The 15,970-nt window shown below is 68.7% G+C and carries 15 protein-coding genes; 6 read left to right on the forward strand and 9 right to left on the reverse strand.

Features of this window, described 5'->3' with window-relative positions; translation table 11 throughout:
• The first annotated feature begins 195 nt into the window (after positions 1 to 195).
• From ODI_RS13330 to ODI_RS13345, 4 genes are all read left to right on the forward strand, one after another.
• Positions 196 to 2,145, forward strand: coding sequence for a sigma-54-dependent Fis family transcriptional regulator (locus ODI_RS13330; protein ID WP_067751158.1), 1,950 nt, complete (start codon positions 196 to 198; stop codon positions 2,143 to 2,145).
• 61 nt (positions 2,146 to 2,206) lie between these two features.
• A complete protein-coding gene (locus ODI_RS13335; RefSeq protein WP_067751160.1) occupies positions 2,207 to 2,593 on the forward strand; it encodes a DUF6152 family protein in 387 nt (128 codons plus the stop codon).
• 17 nt (positions 2,594 to 2,610) lie between these two features.
• On the forward strand, positions 2,611 to 3,081 hold the full coding sequence (locus ODI_RS13340) for a DUF2214 domain-containing protein (protein WP_067751163.1): 471 nt from the start codon (positions 2,611 to 2,613) through the stop codon (positions 3,079 to 3,081).
• A gap of 151 nt (positions 3,082 to 3,232) precedes the next feature.
• Positions 3,233 to 4,171 carry a DMT family transporter gene (locus ODI_RS13345; protein WP_067751165.1) on the forward strand — a complete coding sequence of 313 codons (939 nt, stop codon included), beginning with the start codon at positions 3,233 to 3,235 and terminating at the stop codon, positions 4,169 to 4,171.
• On the opposite strand, the gene ODI_RS13350 is transcribed toward ODI_RS13345, so the two are convergent.
• Positions 4,168 to 6,387: a putative bifunctional diguanylate cyclase/phosphodiesterase gene (locus ODI_RS13350; protein WP_067751168.1), complete on the reverse strand. Its 2,220-nt coding sequence runs from the start codon at positions 6,385 to 6,387 to the stop codon at positions 4,168 to 4,170. The two genes, ODI_RS13345 and ODI_RS13350, sit on opposite strands and share 4 nt — an antisense overlap.
• Positions 6,387 to 8,174, reverse strand: coding sequence for a sensor domain-containing phosphodiesterase (locus ODI_RS22630; protein ID WP_067751170.1), 1,788 nt, complete (start codon positions 8,172 to 8,174; stop codon positions 6,387 to 6,389). The genes ODI_RS13350 and ODI_RS22630 overlap by 1 nt, the downstream gene beginning before the upstream one ends.
• A 60-nt stretch (positions 8,175 to 8,234) precedes the next feature.
• On the opposite strand from ODI_RS22630, the gene ODI_RS13360 reads away from it, so the two are divergent.
• The gene (locus ODI_RS13360) at positions 8,235 to 9,311 is read left to right on the forward strand and encodes a calcium:proton antiporter (RefSeq protein WP_067751172.1); all 1,077 of its coding nucleotides are present in this window, start codon (positions 8,235 to 8,237) and stop codon (positions 9,309 to 9,311) included.
• Here the strand turns inward: ODI_RS13360 and ODI_RS13365 are convergent.
• From ODI_RS13365 to ODI_RS13395, 7 genes are all read right to left on the reverse strand, one after another.
• The gene (locus ODI_RS13365; RefSeq protein WP_082985213.1) at positions 9,308 to 9,961 is read right to left on the reverse strand and encodes a YiiX/YebB-like N1pC/P60 family cysteine hydrolase; all 654 of its coding nucleotides are present in this window, start codon (positions 9,959 to 9,961) and stop codon (positions 9,308 to 9,310) included. The two genes, ODI_RS13360 and ODI_RS13365, sit on opposite strands and share 4 nt — an antisense overlap.
• A gap of 21 nt (positions 9,962 to 9,982) precedes the next feature.
• On the reverse strand, positions 9,983 to 10,384 hold the full coding sequence (locus ODI_RS13370) for a DUF4878 domain-containing protein (RefSeq protein ID WP_082985214.1): 402 nt from the start codon (positions 10,382 to 10,384) through the stop codon (positions 9,983 to 9,985).
• Positions 10,385 to 10,461: 77 nt separating this feature from the next.
• The gene (locus ODI_RS13375; protein WP_082985215.1) at positions 10,462 to 11,259 is read right to left on the reverse strand and encodes an ABC transporter permease; all 798 of its coding nucleotides are present in this window, start codon (positions 11,257 to 11,259) and stop codon (positions 10,462 to 10,464) included.
• On the reverse strand, positions 11,256 to 12,026 hold the full coding sequence (locus ODI_RS13380; RefSeq protein WP_067751175.1) for an ABC transporter ATP-binding protein: 771 nt from the start codon (positions 12,024 to 12,026) through the stop codon (positions 11,256 to 11,258). The genes ODI_RS13375 and ODI_RS13380 overlap by 4 nt, the downstream gene beginning before the upstream one ends.
• On the reverse strand, positions 12,026 to 13,042 hold the full coding sequence (locus ODI_RS13385; RefSeq protein ID WP_067751177.1) for a taurine ABC transporter substrate-binding protein: 1,017 nt from the start codon (positions 13,040 to 13,042) through the stop codon (positions 12,026 to 12,028). The genes ODI_RS13380 and ODI_RS13385 overlap by 1 nt, the downstream gene beginning before the upstream one ends.
• A 56-nt stretch (positions 13,043 to 13,098) precedes the next feature.
• Entirely contained in the window at positions 13,099 to 13,431 is a 333-nt protein-coding gene (locus ODI_RS13390) for a 4Fe-4S dicluster domain-containing protein (RefSeq protein ID WP_067751180.1), read from the reverse strand.
• Entirely contained in the window at positions 13,428 to 14,990 is a 1,563-nt protein-coding gene (locus ODI_RS13395) for an FAD-dependent oxidoreductase (protein WP_082985216.1), read from the reverse strand. The genes ODI_RS13390 and ODI_RS13395 overlap by 4 nt, the downstream gene beginning before the upstream one ends.
• A gap of 196 nt (positions 14,991 to 15,186) precedes the next feature.
• On the opposite strand from ODI_RS13395, the gene ODI_RS13400 reads away from it, so the two are divergent.
• Positions 15,187 to 15,954 carry a GntR family transcriptional regulator gene (locus ODI_RS13400; RefSeq protein WP_067751183.1) on the forward strand — a complete coding sequence of 256 codons (768 nt, stop codon included), beginning with the start codon at positions 15,187 to 15,189 and terminating at the stop codon, positions 15,952 to 15,954.
• The last annotated feature ends 16 nt before the right edge of the window (positions 15,955 to 15,970 follow it).

Consider the following 15,970-nt stretch of genomic DNA (forward strand, 5'->3'; position numbering starts at 1 on the left):
TGGGTGTGCCCCGCGCCATCACGGGGATACCCACACCCATGCAAGAACCGTTCCATCCCGCCGTGCGCGCCTGATGCATAATGGCCCGACAAGAATTGCCGCCCGCATGAACGCCCCACTGTCGCGTTTTGCGACACCCAGGCGTCGCCGGCCGCGACAGCCCGTGGCATGTCGCGACACGCAAGGAGACAGATCATGGATGGCTTGCCATTGCCTGGAACGCGGCACGCGCTTGCGGCCGCCACCCCGCCCGCCCTCATCCGGCGTTCCTGGGCGCGCTGCGCGCAATGGGCGGACGACCTGCCCGACGACCCGGTGGCCCTGGGCCGCGGCGACCTCGATGCCCGCCACGAGCAGCACGCCAGCATGCTGCGCGCCGCCCAGCCCGAGATCGACACGCTGGCCAGCCTCGTCGCCAGCGCCTCCAGCCTGGTGTTGCTGGCCGATGCCAGCGGCGTCATCCTGCAGGCCACGGGCAATACCGACTTCCTGCGCCGCGCCGACCGCGTGGCGCTGCGGCCCGGCGTCAGCTGGGCCGAAAACCACCGGGGCACCAATGCCATCGGCACGGCGCTGGCGGAAGCCGCGCCGCTGTGCGTGCATGGCGCCGAGCACTTCTTGCCGCGCAACCAGATACTGAGCTGCCATGCCGCGCCCATCCGCTCGCCGCGTGGCGACATCCTGGGCGTGCTGGACATCTCCGGCGACGCGCAGCGGCTGCATGCCTATGCGCTGGGCCTGGCAACGCTGTGCGCGCGGCAGGTCGCGAATCGCCTCATGCTGCACGCCGGCCCGCGTTGCCAGCAATTGGTCTTCCACCACCAGGCCGGCATGCTGGAAACCGCCGACCGGGGCCTGCTGCTGATCGAGGATGGCCGTGTCGTGGGCGCGAACGACGCGGCGCTGGCGCTGCTGCGGACCGACTGGCGCCGTTTGCTGGACCAGCCCGTCGAGCGCTGGCTGCCCGCCTGGCGCACCCTGCCCGCCTCGCCCGCCCCCTTGCGGGGCCATGACGGCCAGGCCTTGTTTGCGCTGCTGCGCCAGCCTGCCGGCACGCCGGTCTGGACCCGCGCCCAAGCGGACACGCCCGCCTCGCCCAAGCCACCTGGCCCTGCCACGCCTGCCCCTGCCCAGCCGACGCGCGCACCGGTAGTGCGCACCGACCTGCTGCCACCGCTGGACCCGGCGCTGGAGACACGCTTCACGCGCAGCCGCCGTGCGCTGGATGCCGGCCTGGCCGTGCTGCTGCAAGGGGAAACCGGCGCGGGCAAGGAGGTATATGCCCGCCATCTGCACCAGGCCAGCCGCTGGCATGCGGGCCCGCTCGTGGCAGTGAATTGCGGTGCGCTGCCCGATACCCTGATCGAGGCGGAACTGTTCGGCTATGAGGCCGGCGCCTACACCGGCGCCCGCCGCCAGGGTGCGCGCGGCCGGCTGCGGGAAGCGGACGGCGGCATCCTGTTCCTGGACGAGATCGGCGACATGCCGCTGACGCTGCAGACGCGGCTGCTGCGCGTCCTGCAGGAACGCACGGTCCAGCCGCTGGGCGCGGGCCGCGCCGTGCCCGTGGAATTCGGGCTGGTCAGCGCCAGCAACCGCGACCTGGCGGCGATGGTGGAAACAGGCGCGTTTCGCGCGGACCTGTATTACCGGCTGCAGGACTGCCGCGTCGACCTGCCTCCCTTGCGTTCGCGTGCAGACCTGCGCGCCCATGTGTGCACGACCCTGCGCGCCTGCGCCGCGCCCGCTGCGCCGCCCACCCTGGACGACGGCGCCCTGGCGCAACTGGCTCGCTATCCGTGGCCGGGTAATTACCGGCAATTGCAGGCGGTGCTGCGCGGCCTGGCGCTCTTCCATCCGCCGGGCAGCCTGATCCGGGTCGGCGACCTGCCCGAGGAGATACAGGCATGCCGGCCAGCCACCGCCCATCATGCCCAGGACGCTTCGTCCTCCTCCCAGGCCGCCCCGGCGCCAGACATCGCCGCGCACGCCACCTTGCGCAGCCAGCAAAGCCAGCAGATCAGCGAGGCCCTGGCGCGCCACGGCGGCAACATCAGCCGCGCGGCGCGCGACCTGGGCATCCACCGCAGCACCCTGCACCGTCACCTGGCTCGCCCCGGCATGCCTGGGCCGATCCATCGATAGCGGAACTTTCCGCGCGCCGAGGCGTCGATTCCGCCAGTTCCCTTCGACAAGGAGTCTTGTTATGAACCTGATCACGTCACGCCGCGCCGGCGCCGCCCTGCTTGCCGCGTGCCTCGCCGCCGCCGGCGCCGCCCAGGCTCACCACGGCTGGTCCTGGGCCGATGGCGAACAGACCACGCTCGAAGGTACCGTCGAGCAGGTCTCGATGGCCCCGCCTCATCCCTCGCTGCGCGTGAAGGCCGATGACGGCGTCGTCTGGCAGGTGGACCTGGGCAATCCGGGCCAGACCGAGCGCTCCGGCTTCACCGCGAAGACCACCAAGCCCGGCGATCCCATCACCGTGCTGGGCAACCGCAACAAGGACAGCAGCAAGCCGCACATCAAGGCCGTCCGCATCACCATCGACGGCAAGCACTACGACATGTACCCCGAGCGCATCAAGCACTGACGAGGACGGACTTCCCCATGGCGTTCGTAGACTGGCTGAGCGCCTGGCCCGGCGCCGCCTGGCTGCAGGGCTCGGCCACGGCCTATATCTTCGTCAACGCCGCGCACATCCTGGCCGTGGGCCTGATCCTGGGCGCGGTGCTGCCGCTGGACCTGCGCCTGGCTGGCGGCCTGCGCAGCGTGCCGCTCACCGTCGCCGGACCGCTGCTCTCGCGCATCGGCGCCACCGGCGTGGCGCTGGCCTTGCTCACCGGGCTGTGGCTCTTCACCGTCAACGCCGCCACCTATCTCGACAACGCCGCCTTCCTCTACAAGCTTGGGCTGCTGGGCCTGGCGCTGGCGAACGTGGCCTGGCAGCACCTGTCGCCCGCCCTGCGCCGCGCCTACGCGGGGCAGGCCGTCAGCCCGGGCGTGAAGCTGCGCGCGCTGCTTTCCGTGTTCCTGTGGCTGGCCGTCCTGGTGGCGGGCCGCTGGATCGGATTCCTCTAGCGTTTCCCACCCGCTGTTTCCAACCCGCTGTCCGAGGCGCGCTCGACCGCCTCGACGCATCACGCGAGCGGTACACTCGCTGGCAGGCGCGCCGCGCGGGCATCAAGCCCACGACAATCACAAGCCCGCGGCGCCGGGAGACAGCCACACGATGCAAGCCACCCCCACCACTGCGGCGCCGCGCTGGCTGGCCGCCGCGCCCGTTCTTTTCCTGCTGCTGTGGTCCAGCGGCTTCGTCTTCCTGAAACTCGGCCTCGCGTACAGCGATCCGCTTACCTTCCTCGCGCTGCGCTATGCCTGCGTCATCGGCCTGCTGATCCTGCCCTTCCTGTGGCTGCGCCCCGCGCTGCCCGCCACGCCGCGCGAATGGGGCAACCTGGCTGTCACGGGCCTGCTGCTTCAGGCGGGCTATTTCTCCTTCGTCTATCTCAGCCTGAAGTCGGGCCTGTCATCGGGCGGCATTGCGCTGGTGACCTCGCAGCAACCCATCCTGGTGGCGCTGCTCGCGCCGGTGCTGGTGGGCGAGCGCGTGGGCCGGCGCCGCTGGATCGGCCTGCTGCTGGGCGTGGCCGGCGCCTGCATCGTGCTGCTGTCGAAATCGGCCGATGAAATGGGCGCCACCACCGGCGGCATCGTGTTCGCCATCCTGGCGCTGGCCGTCATCACCGCCAGCACCCTGTGGGAAAAGCGCCATGGCAAGGACACCCATCCGCTCACCGCCAACCTGGTGCAATACGGCGTGGGCCTGGCCGTGACGCTGCCGCTGGCCCTGGCGCTGGAACCCATGCACGTCGAATGGACAGGCGCCTTGTTCAGCTCCCTGCTCTTCCTGGTGGTGGGCAACTCCATCGTCGCCATCTCGTTGCTGCTGGCCATGATCCGGCACGGCGAGGCCTCGCGTGTGTCGGCGCTCTTCTTCATGGTGCCGCCCGTCACCGCGGTCATCGCCTGGATCGTGCTGGGCGAGACCATCCCGCCGCTGGGCTGGGCCGGCATGGCGCTGGCGGCCTGGGGGATCCGGATGGTGATGGGCCAGTCCGGGGAAACCCGTCGCCGCCGCGTGGCCGGCCGACCCGGCGACTCGCGCTAGGCCCCCGCAGGGGGCGCGGATAGCTGCTCGCTGGCGCCCAGCCGCAAGACCTCGGACTCGAGATAGGCCGAGAAGTCGGCGGGCGCCACCGGCGGCCCCAGGTAATAGCCCTGCGCTTCCTCGCAACCCTTGCGGCGCAGGCGCTCGAACTGGACCGGGTTCTCGACGCCCTCGGCCGTCACGGCCATGCCCAGGCTGCGCCCCAGATACAGGATCGCCCTGACGATGGCGGCATCGGCGGGGGAGCCGGGAATGCCGCGCACGAAACTGCGGTCGATCTTCAGGCGGCTCAGGGGGTATTGCTTGAGCATGTTGAGCGAAGCGTGGCCGGTGCCATAATCATCGAAGACCAGCCCCACGCCCAACTCGCGGATGGCGCGCATCACGACCAGCAGGGCCTCGTCGTGGCGAGCCACGAGGTCGTCCCGGACCTCCAGCTCCAGCGCCTCCGGCGCGAGGCCGGCCTGATGCAGCGCGCCCGCCACCCGTTCGACCAGATCGCCGCGGCGGAACTGCGCCGGGAACACGTTCACGCTCATGCGCAGGCCCGGCACCCGCCGGCGCCATGCGACGGCTTGAGCACATGCCTCCTGCAGCGCCCAGTTGCCTACCGCGCCGGCCAAGGGGCTGGACTGCAGCGCGGGCAGGAATGCCGCCGCGCCCAGCAGCCCCCGCTCGGGATGGCGCCAGCGCAGCAACGCTTCGGCGCCCGTCAGCGCATTGTCGGCCAGCCGCACCAGCGGCTGGTAATGCAGCACCAGTTCGCCCTGCGAGAAGGCGCGTTCGAGCTCCGCCTGGTAAGCCCGTCTGGCCGCCGCGGCATCGCGCAGGCTGGGCGAGAAAAACCGCCAGCCATGGCGGCCCTCGGACTTGGCCAGATAAAGCGCGAGATCGGCGCCGGAAAGCAGCTCCTGGCTGCCTGTGCCGTGCTCGGGAAACAACGCGATGCCCACGCTCGCGCCCACCGTGACGGGCTGCCCCTCCACGAGCATCGGACGCGACAGGACATCGATGAGCTCCGCGGCCAGCCTTCCCGCCTCTTCGCGCATGCCCCGGATGAGCAGGGCGAATTCGTCCCCGCCCATCCTCGCCACCACGTCCGTCTCGCGCACCCCTGCGAGCAGGCGGCGGGCCGTTTCCTTCAGGACGGCGTCGCCGCCCGGGTGCCCAAGACTGTCGTTCACGTCCTTGAATCCGTCCAGATCCAGCATCATCACGCTGACCGCGGATTCGTCCCGCAGCAAGGCATCCAGCCGGCTGCGGAACAGCACGCGGTTGGGCAGGCCGGTCAGCGCGTCGATGTGGGCGAGCTGATACAGCTTGGCTTCGTTGCGCCGGCGCTCGGTCACGTCGCGCAGCACCACGCAGCAACTCGCCTGGGGCGCGACGCCCCAGCGCGACGCCGCCATCTCCACCAACAGCGTCTGGCCGGCCTGGTCCTCCAGCTCGAGCTCGGCGATCCCCGCCTCTTCAGCCGCGCTGTCGCGCCGATCGAAAAGCTTGCGCAGCACGGCCAGTATCCGCGCGGGCACGCGCCCGGCGGTGTCGCACTTCCCTGGCGCCAGGCGCGCCAGCAAGCGCCGCCCGCTGCCGTTCTGAAAGGTGATGCCGCCTTCGGCGTCCAGGCAGAAAATGGCATCCGGCGAATGACGCGCCATGCTTTCCAGGCATGCCTGGCTGACCTGGCGCGCCTGCGCCAGGCGGCGCCATTCCAGCTTGTCCATGACCAGCGCGGCCAGGTCGCGCAGATTCCGGGAGGCCTCGGCGTCCAGCCCTGCCGGCCGTGGCGCCTGGTCGATCAGGCATAGGGTGCCCAGCACAAAGCCCTGCGGGCTGACCAGCGGGCACCCCGCGTAGAACCGGATATGAGGCGGTCCGAGCACGAGCGGATTGGCGGCGAACCGGCTATCCAACCTTGCATCGGGCACGACCAGCAGATCTTCACTGCCCAGGGCATGGGCGCAGAACGACCATTGCCGTGGCGTCTCGCACAGCGACAGCCCTGCCCGCACGGCAAAGAGCTGGCGCTGCGCCTCGACCAGCGAAACCAGGGCCGTCGACACACCAAAAAGCCGTTGCGCCAGGAGCAGCAGGCGCTCAAAGCCCGGGTCGTCCAATGTCTCGTGGATGCCGTATTCGGCCAGGCTGGCCAGGCGCGCAGGCTCGTCCTGGCGCACCGGCAGGCCCGTCGTCCAGATGTCGTCAGGCTCGCTCATCACGCCTCCGGCATTGCGGCGCCCTTGCCGCCGCGCCAGTTGGCGAGGAAGGCGGGCAAGGCCTCGAGCGGCACCGGACGGCTGACGTGGAAGCCTTGAATCTCGTCCACGCCCCACTCCCGCATGAGGTCGAACATTTCCTGCGTTTCGACGCCCTCGGCCACGGTCCGGTACCCCAGGTCGCGGGCGACGCCCAGCACGCTTCGCAACAGCGTGCGATGGCGCGCGTTCGTATCCGCGCGTCGCACGAGGGACTGGTCCATCTTCACCACGCTGGCCGGGATCTCGGTCAGATAGGAGAAATTGCTGTATCCCGTGCCGAAGTCGTCAATGGCAATGACGGCACCGGCCTCGCACAGCGCCTGCATCTGCTTCAAGACCCCCGTGTCGGCATGCAGCCATTCGCCCTCCGTGACTTCAAGCTCCAACCGACCCGGCGGCACGTCCAGTGTCCTGCACAGTTCGAGGACGTTCCCGACCAGCTTGCCGTCGTCGAAGTCACGCGGCGACAGGTTCACGGCCAGGCGGCAGCCCGGGAACAACGCGTCCAGGCGCGGCAGGGCCGACATGGCTTCGTGCAGCACCCAGCGTGTCAGGGACTGCATCACGGCCGTGCGCTCGACGATCGGGATGAATTCGGCGGGTCCGATCTCTCCCAACTCGGGGTGCGTCCAGCGCAAGAGCGCCTCGAGGGCGGTCGGGCGGCCCGAGGCCGCATCGATGCGAGGCTGGAAGACGAGGTGGAGCTGCGAGCCGGCAATGGCCCGCTGGATATCCAGCGCCAGCCGATACTTGCGCTTGAGTTGCGCATCCTGGGCGGCGTCGTACAGGGCCCAGCGCCGTTCCGACGCCTTCGCCGCGCCCAGCGTCACCATGGCGCAACGCAGATTGTCCAGGGGCGTGCGTTCGCCCTGGACATAGGGCACCACCGCCACGCAGGCATCCAGTTGCACCGGCACGCCTTCGGCGATCACGGGCTCGGCCAGTACCGCCAGCACGTCGCGGAGGAGCACATCCACCTCCTGAGCCGCATCGACCGTGAAGGCCAGGCGGGTCACCCCCACCTGGTAGACATCCACTTCCGCCCCCAATGCCTTCTGTAAACGCTGGGCCTGCTGCCGCAGAAGCGACTCGATCACGCCGATCCCCACCGCCTGCGCGATCTCGTGCGCCCGCGCCAGTTCCAGCAGATCCAGCAGGATCAGGCTGCGGCTGACGCTGCCGTCGAGCCGCAGCATGCTTCCCTGGTCTTCCACGAACTGGTGGCGGTTCGGCAGCCCGCTCACCGCATCGCGCCGGCCCACCATCTGGCGCAGGGCGATCTGGTCCATCACCAACTTGGCCAGGGCCTTCAACTGTTCCCGCATCCGCGCATCGAGCCGGCGGGGCTTGGTGTCGATCAGGCACAGCGCCCCGATGGCGTAACCGGAATCCGTGACCAGCGGCACACCCGCATAGAAGCGCATGTGCGACTGGCCCGATACCAGCGGGTTTTCCTGGAAACGCTCATCCTTGCTCAGGTCTGGCACCTCGAGGATGTCTTTCACATGGATGGCATGCGCGCACAGCGAGACGTCGCGCGTGGTCTCCTTGGGAATGAAACCGACCTTGGAGAGGAACTGCTGCCGGTCGGCATCCACCAGGGAGATGAGCGCAATGGGAACATCGAAGCAGTAGGCCGCGAGCCGGGTAAGGCGGTCGAAGTCCTCGGACTCGGCCGAGTCCAGCAGCCCCATCGAGCGCAGCACGCCGATGCGTTCTTTTTCCTTCACGATGGGGCCAGGCATGCGTGCTCTCCAGATCAGGTCGCGTGGAGGTATGATGCGCCAGTTTATGATCATCTCACCATGATTCGACACGAAATCCTGCTGATCGTCGCGCTGGGGGTCGGATGTGTGGCACTCGCGCTACCTGGACAGCTGCTCACGGGCTCTCCCGCCGCCGCCTACGCGTCCACCGCCATCCTGGTCGGAGCCATCATCTGCGCCTCGCTGCGCATCGCCCACCATGCCGAGCAGATCGCCCGCCGCCTGGGCGATCCCTACGGCACGATGGTGCTGACGCTGTCCGCGGTGCTGGTCGAAGTCGTGGTGCTGGGCTTCGTGATCTTCCACGAAGGCTCGCCCACGCTGGCGCGCGACACCATCTATGCCGCCGTCATGCTCGACATCAACGGCATCCTGGGCCTGGCGGCGCTCATGGGCGGCCTGAAGCACGGCGAACAATCCTACAACGACGACTCCAGCCGTACCTACACCGTCATGATCCTGACGGCCATGGCCGTGTCGATGGTCGTGCCGGAATTCATCCCCGGCGAGGCGCAGCACGCCTACTCGATCTTCACCATCCTCATCATGATCACGCTGTATGCCGCCTTCCTGCGCATGCAGACGGGGCCGCACAGCTATTTCTTCAGCTACAGCTATCCCGAAAAGCGCCGCAAGCAGGAGGCGCGCGCCCTGCCGCCGCCCTCGGCGCGCTCGAGCATCCTGCTGCTGGCGTCCGGCGTCGTGCTGGTGGGGGTGCTGGCCGAGGTCATGTCCAAGAGCCTGTCGGCATCGGTGGCCGAACTGGGCGTGCCCATCGCCATTCCCGCCATCGTCGTCGCCTTCATTTCGGCCAGCCCCGAGATCCTGACCGCCTTGCGCGCGGCGCTGGCCAACCGCATGCAGGCCGTCGTGAACATCGCGCTCGGCGCGTCGCTCTCCACCGTCATCCTGACCGTGCCGCTGATCGAAGCCTTGTCGCTGCTGACCGGGCAGCCCTTCGTCATGGCGATGACACCGGTGCAGACCATGATGGTGCTGGTAACGCTCATCGTGACGGCCATCAACCTGAACGACGGCCAGACCAATGCCATCGAGGGCATGACGCACTTCGTGCTGTTCGCGACCTTCCTGATGCTCGCGGCGCTGGGACTCTAGTCTGGCGCGTCCTGCGTCAGGGCGCGCAGGCGCGGCGAGGCGATGAGCCCGCTGGGCAGCAGATAGTCGCCAGGAATGAGCGGCAGGTCCAGGTGCCGGAACCGCGCAGCCAGGCTCAGCCCGGCGTCCTGCCAGGCCTGCCAGACCAGCCGCGTGCAATAGGTGCCGCTGTCGTCGGCCATGCGGAACGGCCTGCCCAGCGCCGCCCGCGCGCGGCGCACGGCCTGTTCGCGCTGCGCGGCGTCGTCCGCCCGCACCTGATACACCGCATGCCGGCGCGCGCGCACGGGATCAAGGAAGAAATCGAGGGTATCGATGACGACGCCATCAGGGCGTCCCGCCACCTCGGACGGCGTGGCATGCAGCACCTGCCAGTTGCCCGCCGAGCCCAGCAGCATGCCGACGTGGCTGTAACCGCCCGGGTCGATGCCGAGGATGATGTCGCTGATGGTTTCGGTGCCTTCGCGGAAAATGAGGTCACCGGCTTGCGCCTCGGCGGGCAAGCGCCACGGCGTTGCGGCGAAAGCGGAGGCGGACGTCGCCGTGGGCGAGGCCGCCGTGGGCGCGGCGGCTTGCGCCGCCAGCCCGCCAGCCAGCAGGAGCGGCGCGAGCAACGCGCGGGGGCGCCAGGCTCGGCTGCGCGCCGGCATGGGCGAGGCGGCTGCGCTGCGTTACTTCAGGGCCATCTTCCAGTCGCCATCGTCCTTCACCAGGCGGCCACTTTCGTCGGACGTCTTGCCGTTCTTGAAGACCAGCCTCACGCGCACCCGTGCCGATTCGCCCTTCTCGTCGATCTGGGACTCCAGCACTTCCACCTTGTCCAGGCCGCCGTTGGCATCGGCGCGGCGCTGCATTTCACCGACCATCATCTGGACCTTGCCCTTGGCCTGGTTGGTCTGGCCCGCATCCAACTTGGCAAAGGAGATCTGTTTCACCGCGGTGTCCGTATCGCCCTTGGCCGCGGCCTTGTAGAAGGTCTCGACCACGGACTCGGGCGAACCGCCCGAGCACGCCGACAACAGCGCGCTGAACGCCGCCAGCATGAAGAACGACCAAATGCGCGAGACCTGCATGGACTACTCCTGATGGGTGAGGAAATCGCGTCGGACTATATCACTCGCAAATGCGTCTCGGTGCCAACTTGGTTACGTCATGTGTCTGCCTGGCGCTGCCAATGCACGATCCGGCGGCCGAGCCAGGCAAACAGCCTGTCAGCCGCCATGCCGAATGCGCCGATCAGCAGCACGCCCGCAAAAACATAGGGGGTGCGGAAGAAATTGGCGGCATCCAGCACGATGAAGCCCAGGCCTTTGTCCCCGCCCAGCAGCTCCGAGGCAACGAGGATGGAAAGCGCTGCTCCCATCGCCACGCGCAGGCCCGTCATGATCTGCGGCAAGGCACTGGGCAGGATCACGTGCCGGAACACCTGCAGCCGGCCCGCCCCGAGCGAGCGGGCCGCGCGGATCGCATCCAGGCTGGCGCCCGCCGCGCCGGCCTGTGCGCTGACCATCATGATGAGCAGCACCGACAAGAGGATGAGCAGCACCTTCGACAGCTCGCCGATGCCGAACCACAGGATGAACAAGGGAACGAGTCCCAGCGGCGGTATCGGCCGCAGGACTTCGGCGGGCACCAGCAGCAAGGCGTCGGCCACGCCGCTGCGCGCCCGCCACAACCCCAGCGCCACCCCCAGCACGGCCCCTGTCGCGAAGGCCACCCCGACCCGCCCCGCGCTGGCCGCAAGGTGGGTCCATAGCGGCACGCCCGAATAACCGTGGCGCAGCATGTCCAGGAAGCTCGCCAGCACCGCGTCCGGCGACGGCAGGATGATGGGACGGACCCACCCCAGGCCCGCGGCCGCCCACCAGAGCAGCAGCAGTGCCACCGGACTGGCCAGCACCAGGCCGGCGCGCAAACAGGTACGTGATCGATATCGTGGCGTCTTCATGCGTCCTCGTGCATGGCCTGGTAGATCTGATTGCGCAATGCCAGGAAATCAGGATGCAGCCGGTTGCGCTTCTGGCTGCGCGGCGCGGGCAGATCCACGCTGAAAGCGCGCGGCGCCTGGCCGCAAGCGCCGAACAGCAGCACGCGATGCCCCACGAATACGGCCTCGTCGATGCTGTGGGTGACGAAGACGATGGTGGTGCCCGTCGCGGCCTGGATGCGCAGGATTTCCTCCTGCAGCTTCTCGCGCGTCTGCACATCCACGGCAGCGAAGGGTTCGTCCATCAGCATGACACGCGGCTTGGCAGCCAGGACCCTTGCCAGGCTGCAACGCTGGCGCATGCCGCCCGACAGTTGGTAGGGATAGGCGGACTCGAAACCCGCCAGTCCGACCAGCGCCGCCATGTCGCGCGCCGCCGCCCGCTGCTCGGTACGCGAACGGCCCGCGCACCGCAGGCTGAACGCGATGTTCTCACCCACGGTCATCCAGTCGAACAAGGCATAGGACTGGAACACCATCCCACGATCCGGTCCAGGGCCATGCACGGGCACGCCATCGACGTGCACGCTGCCCGTATCCGGCGCGATGAATCCCGCCAGCAGGTTCAGGACGGTGCTTTTGCCGCAGCCCGACGGGCCCAGCAAGGCCACGGCCTCGCCCGGCGCGACGTGAAAGCTCAGCTTGTCCAGCACCGGCAGGCCGCCATACGCAAAGCCCACGCCGTCGACCGCCAGTGCCGGCACCACTGAAGGAAATGCCGACCCCATCAGCGCGGCGGCTCCGCCAGGAACTGCTGCAGCGGACGCGTGTTGATGAGCCCGCGCCAGTCGGCAGGCAAGGCCTGGATGCGCTTTTCAGCCAGCAGGAAATCGCCGATGCCGCGCAGATGGCGCACAAAGCGGGCGTCCAGCTCCTGCCCCGGCGCGCCCAGCACTTCCGCGGTAAGTTGCGCTTCGAAGCCGGGATGCTGGGCGGTCTGCCGGGCAATCAACGCATCGAACGCATCGCCGCTTTGCTTGACCCGTGCAGCCTCGTACTGGCGCACCTCGCGGGGCGCGCCCTGATAGGCCTGCTGCGCCAGTCGCCAGGCTTTCAGGAAGCGCTGCACGGTCTCGGGCTGCTCGCGGGTGAAAGCCTGGCGCGACACCCAGATGCCGCCCGTGATCATGCCAAGACTGCGCGTGGTGGCCAGCGTCCTGGCGCCCTCCTGCTCGATGAGGCCGATGTTCGGCTCCCAGGTCAGGGCGGCATCCACCTGCCCGGCCAGATAGGCCGGCGGCATGTTGGCAGGCGCCAGGTTCACGATCGTCACGTCCTCCTGTCGCAGTCCGGCCTGCTTCAAGGCGTGCAGCAGGTGGTTGTGGCTGGTCGACCCCACGCTGGCCGCGATGCGCTTGCCCTTCAGATCGGCCAGGGACTGGATGCCCGCCGCCGGATTGACGGCCAGGCGCACATTGGTGGCGTCCAGCCGCTCGACCATCAGGATCTCGATGGGCATGCCATTGCTGTATCCCGTCACCGCGGGAAACTCACCCATCCAGGCAAGATCGATCTCGCTGGCGGCCAGGGCGGGCAGCATGGCAGGCCCCGCGGGAAAAGGCACCAGCGTCACCGCCAGTTGCTGCGCCTCGAACAGCTTGGCGTTCGCCGCATACATCAGCAGCACATTGATATCGCCCGTCTGATAACCGATGCGCACAGGCAAGGGTTGGGCCAGGGCCGAGGGCGCCGCGCCGGCCAGGGCCAGGCACAGCAGAACGAGACGCAGAAGACGGCTCAGCATCGAAAACTCCAGGGATGAGGAAGGGATGGGGAAAAACGACGGTTGGCGGGCCGTTCTCAATACACGCCGAGGGCGAAGATGCGATCCATCTGGTCCTGCTCCGTCCCTTGCGCACGGGCCTTTCGCCAGCCCAGGCTCGCGCTGTAGCCGCCCAGGCGGCCCTCGGCCACCAGGGCGGACTCGTCGACCGTGACATGCACGTCCGCGCAGGGATGCACATACATGGCATCGACAGGGCAATACAGTTCGCACAGGAAACAGGTCTGGCAGCTGTCCGGGCGCGCGATCACGGGAATGCCGCCCTGGACGATGTCGAAGACATTGGTGGGACAGACATCCACGCAGCGGTTGCAGGACGTGCAGCGGCTTTCGCTGATGAGTTCGATCATGGCGCGGGTTCCGCAAGGCGCATCGCCGCGGCCGACACGGACAACGTGTCCAGGCCACGCACGTGCTGGCGATAAGGGTGGCCCTGGCTGGCCGGATGATCCATGCGCTGGTGCAAGGCGCGCGACTCGCGGCGCGCCAGCGCGCTGCGGTAGGCCATGCGGCCCATGAGCAGCATGGCACGGGCCTGCCTGCCGGCGGCCACCTGCCCGGCCACGGCCTGTACGGGCTGCGCCCATGCGTCGTCGAGCGCCTGCAGCGAGGCCAGCAGGCCTGCCTCCTCACGAAACACATTCTTTCCGAGGGGCCACAATTCGCGCCGGATCACGGCCAGGGCGTCAGCGGGATCAGCCACGCGCAGGGAACAGGGGTCCGTGTCCGCATGCCTGACCCTGCCCACGCGTTGCGCGTGCTCCCAGGCCCCCTTGCCTGCCCAGGTCCCGGTGGCGATGGCCCACGCGCCATTGGGCGAACCGCCGCCGCTGCGCCCGCCAACGATAGGCTCGCGCGACGCCGCATCTCCCGCCGCATACAAGCCCGGCACCTGGGTGGCGCCGCTGCGGTCGCGCAACAGGATGCCGCCGGTGCCCCGAACCGTGCCTTCCAGCCGCAACCCTACCGGGAAGCGCTGGGAGAAAGGGTCGATGCCCATCCGGTCGTAAGGCAGGAACGCGTTGGCCTGCGCGCTGCGCAACCAGCGCTCGATATCGGCATCGGCCCGGTCGAAACAGGCATACACGGCCTCTTCCTGGAGCACCCGGGCCACCGCCACGAACGGTTCCTCGCCCTCCACTTCGATCTCGCGGCCATCCGCCCGGTAATAGCTGGCCCAGTGGAACGGCAAGCCTTTCGTCACCGAGGAAAACGCCGCCGACAAGCCGTACTGATTCGAGAACTCCATGCCCGAGAACAAGGCGCCCGCCTCGGCCGCGGCAAGCTGGCCATCGCCGGTGCACACATTCGTCCCCAAGGCACCGCTCAGGAAGGCGCAGCCGCCCGTGGCGATCACGGTGGCGGGCGCCCAGGCCTGCCAGTGCGCGCCTTCACGGGTCCAGCCCTGTGCGCCCACCACCGCCGCACCGTCGCGCAAGAGCCCGGTGGCGGGGCTGTGATCCAGGATCGTCACGCCGGCGCGCCGCAGCAACTGCCGCAGCAGGCGCTGGGCGTCCGGCCCTCGCAACGAGGCGTAGTTCAACGCGCCGGACTGCGTGCGCGGAAAGGGATAACCCAGCTCGGCAAACAGATGCAGCTGGGCGGCAGCCTGCGCCAGCACCGCATCCACCCACTCGCGTTCGCTCAACTGGCCGCCACTGTCATAGCGCTCGGCGTGGTGACGCGGGTAATCCTCGGGCTGGGGCACATACCAGACGCTGTTGTTGGACGCCGCGGCCGCGCCAGAGGTGCCGCAATGGCCCTTGTCGGCCAGCACCACCTCCGCGCCCGCTCGCGCGGCGGTCAACGCCGCCCAGGCGCCGGCCGGGCCGCCGCCCAACACGAGCACATCCGCGTGCAGCGGCGGCGCCTCGGAGGAGAAACTAGAATGAAGAACTGCCTGGGACACGGTTGGCTTCCAACTTGTTATAACAAGATGATGCCTCGCAGTGTAGGAACACCTTGCGCCAGCACAAACAACATGTTCATCAAAAGCTTATGGTCTCTTGCTATTTGCCGGAAAGCCCAGGACGCCTCATGCTTCAGCGCGCGTCCCCGCCGCGGGGCGGCAGCCGCCCCAACCTTCCTGTCATGACAAGTTGAAAATGCGCCGCCGAACCACTCAACCGCCTGCCAGCGGCGAACTGCCGCTGCATCTGCGCGTGCAGGAAGGCCTGCGGGCGCGCCTGCTCGACGGCACCTATCCGCCGCAGTCACGCCTGCCCTCCGAACACGCGTTGTGCGCACAGTTCCAGGTCAGCCGCATCACCGTGCGCCAGGCGCTGGCTGCGCTGCAGAACGAAGGACTGGTGCAGAAGATCCAGGGGCGCGGCACCTTCGCCTGCCGCCCGCGGGCCGCGCAGAACGTCTCGACGCTCCAGGGATTCGCCGAGGCCATGGCGCCGCTGGGCCACGACGTGCGCAACCGCCTCCATCAGTTCCGCTACGTGACTGCCGGCGAAAGCCTGGCAGGCAGACTGCAGTTGCCTGCCACGGCCCTGCTGGCCGAGATCGGCCGGGTGCGCGTGCTGGACGGGCAGCCGATCTCCTACGAAACCACCTATGTCCCGGAAGTGCTGGGCCAGGCACTCGCCGGTGCCGACCTGGCGCACCGCGACCTCTTCCATATCCTCGAGCACGACGGCCGGGTGGCATTGGGCCACGCCGATGTCGCGATCACGTCTGAACTGGCCGACGAAGCGCTCTGCACGCTGCTACAGTGCCACACGGGATCGCCCGTGCTCAGGATCGACCGCCTGGTATTCGAAGCGGGCGGCACCCCCTTGCTGTACGAGACCCTGCGCTTTCGCGCCGACGCCTTTCAATACCGCATGCGCGTGGACCGGCAAGGCCGGACCGCGCTTCGCCCTTGACTCCCCGAACCGAGGT

Source organism: Orrella dioscoreae (genome assembly GCF_900089455.2).
Taxonomy (GTDB): domain Bacteria; phylum Pseudomonadota; class Gammaproteobacteria; order Burkholderiales; family Burkholderiaceae_B; genus Orrella; species Orrella dioscoreae.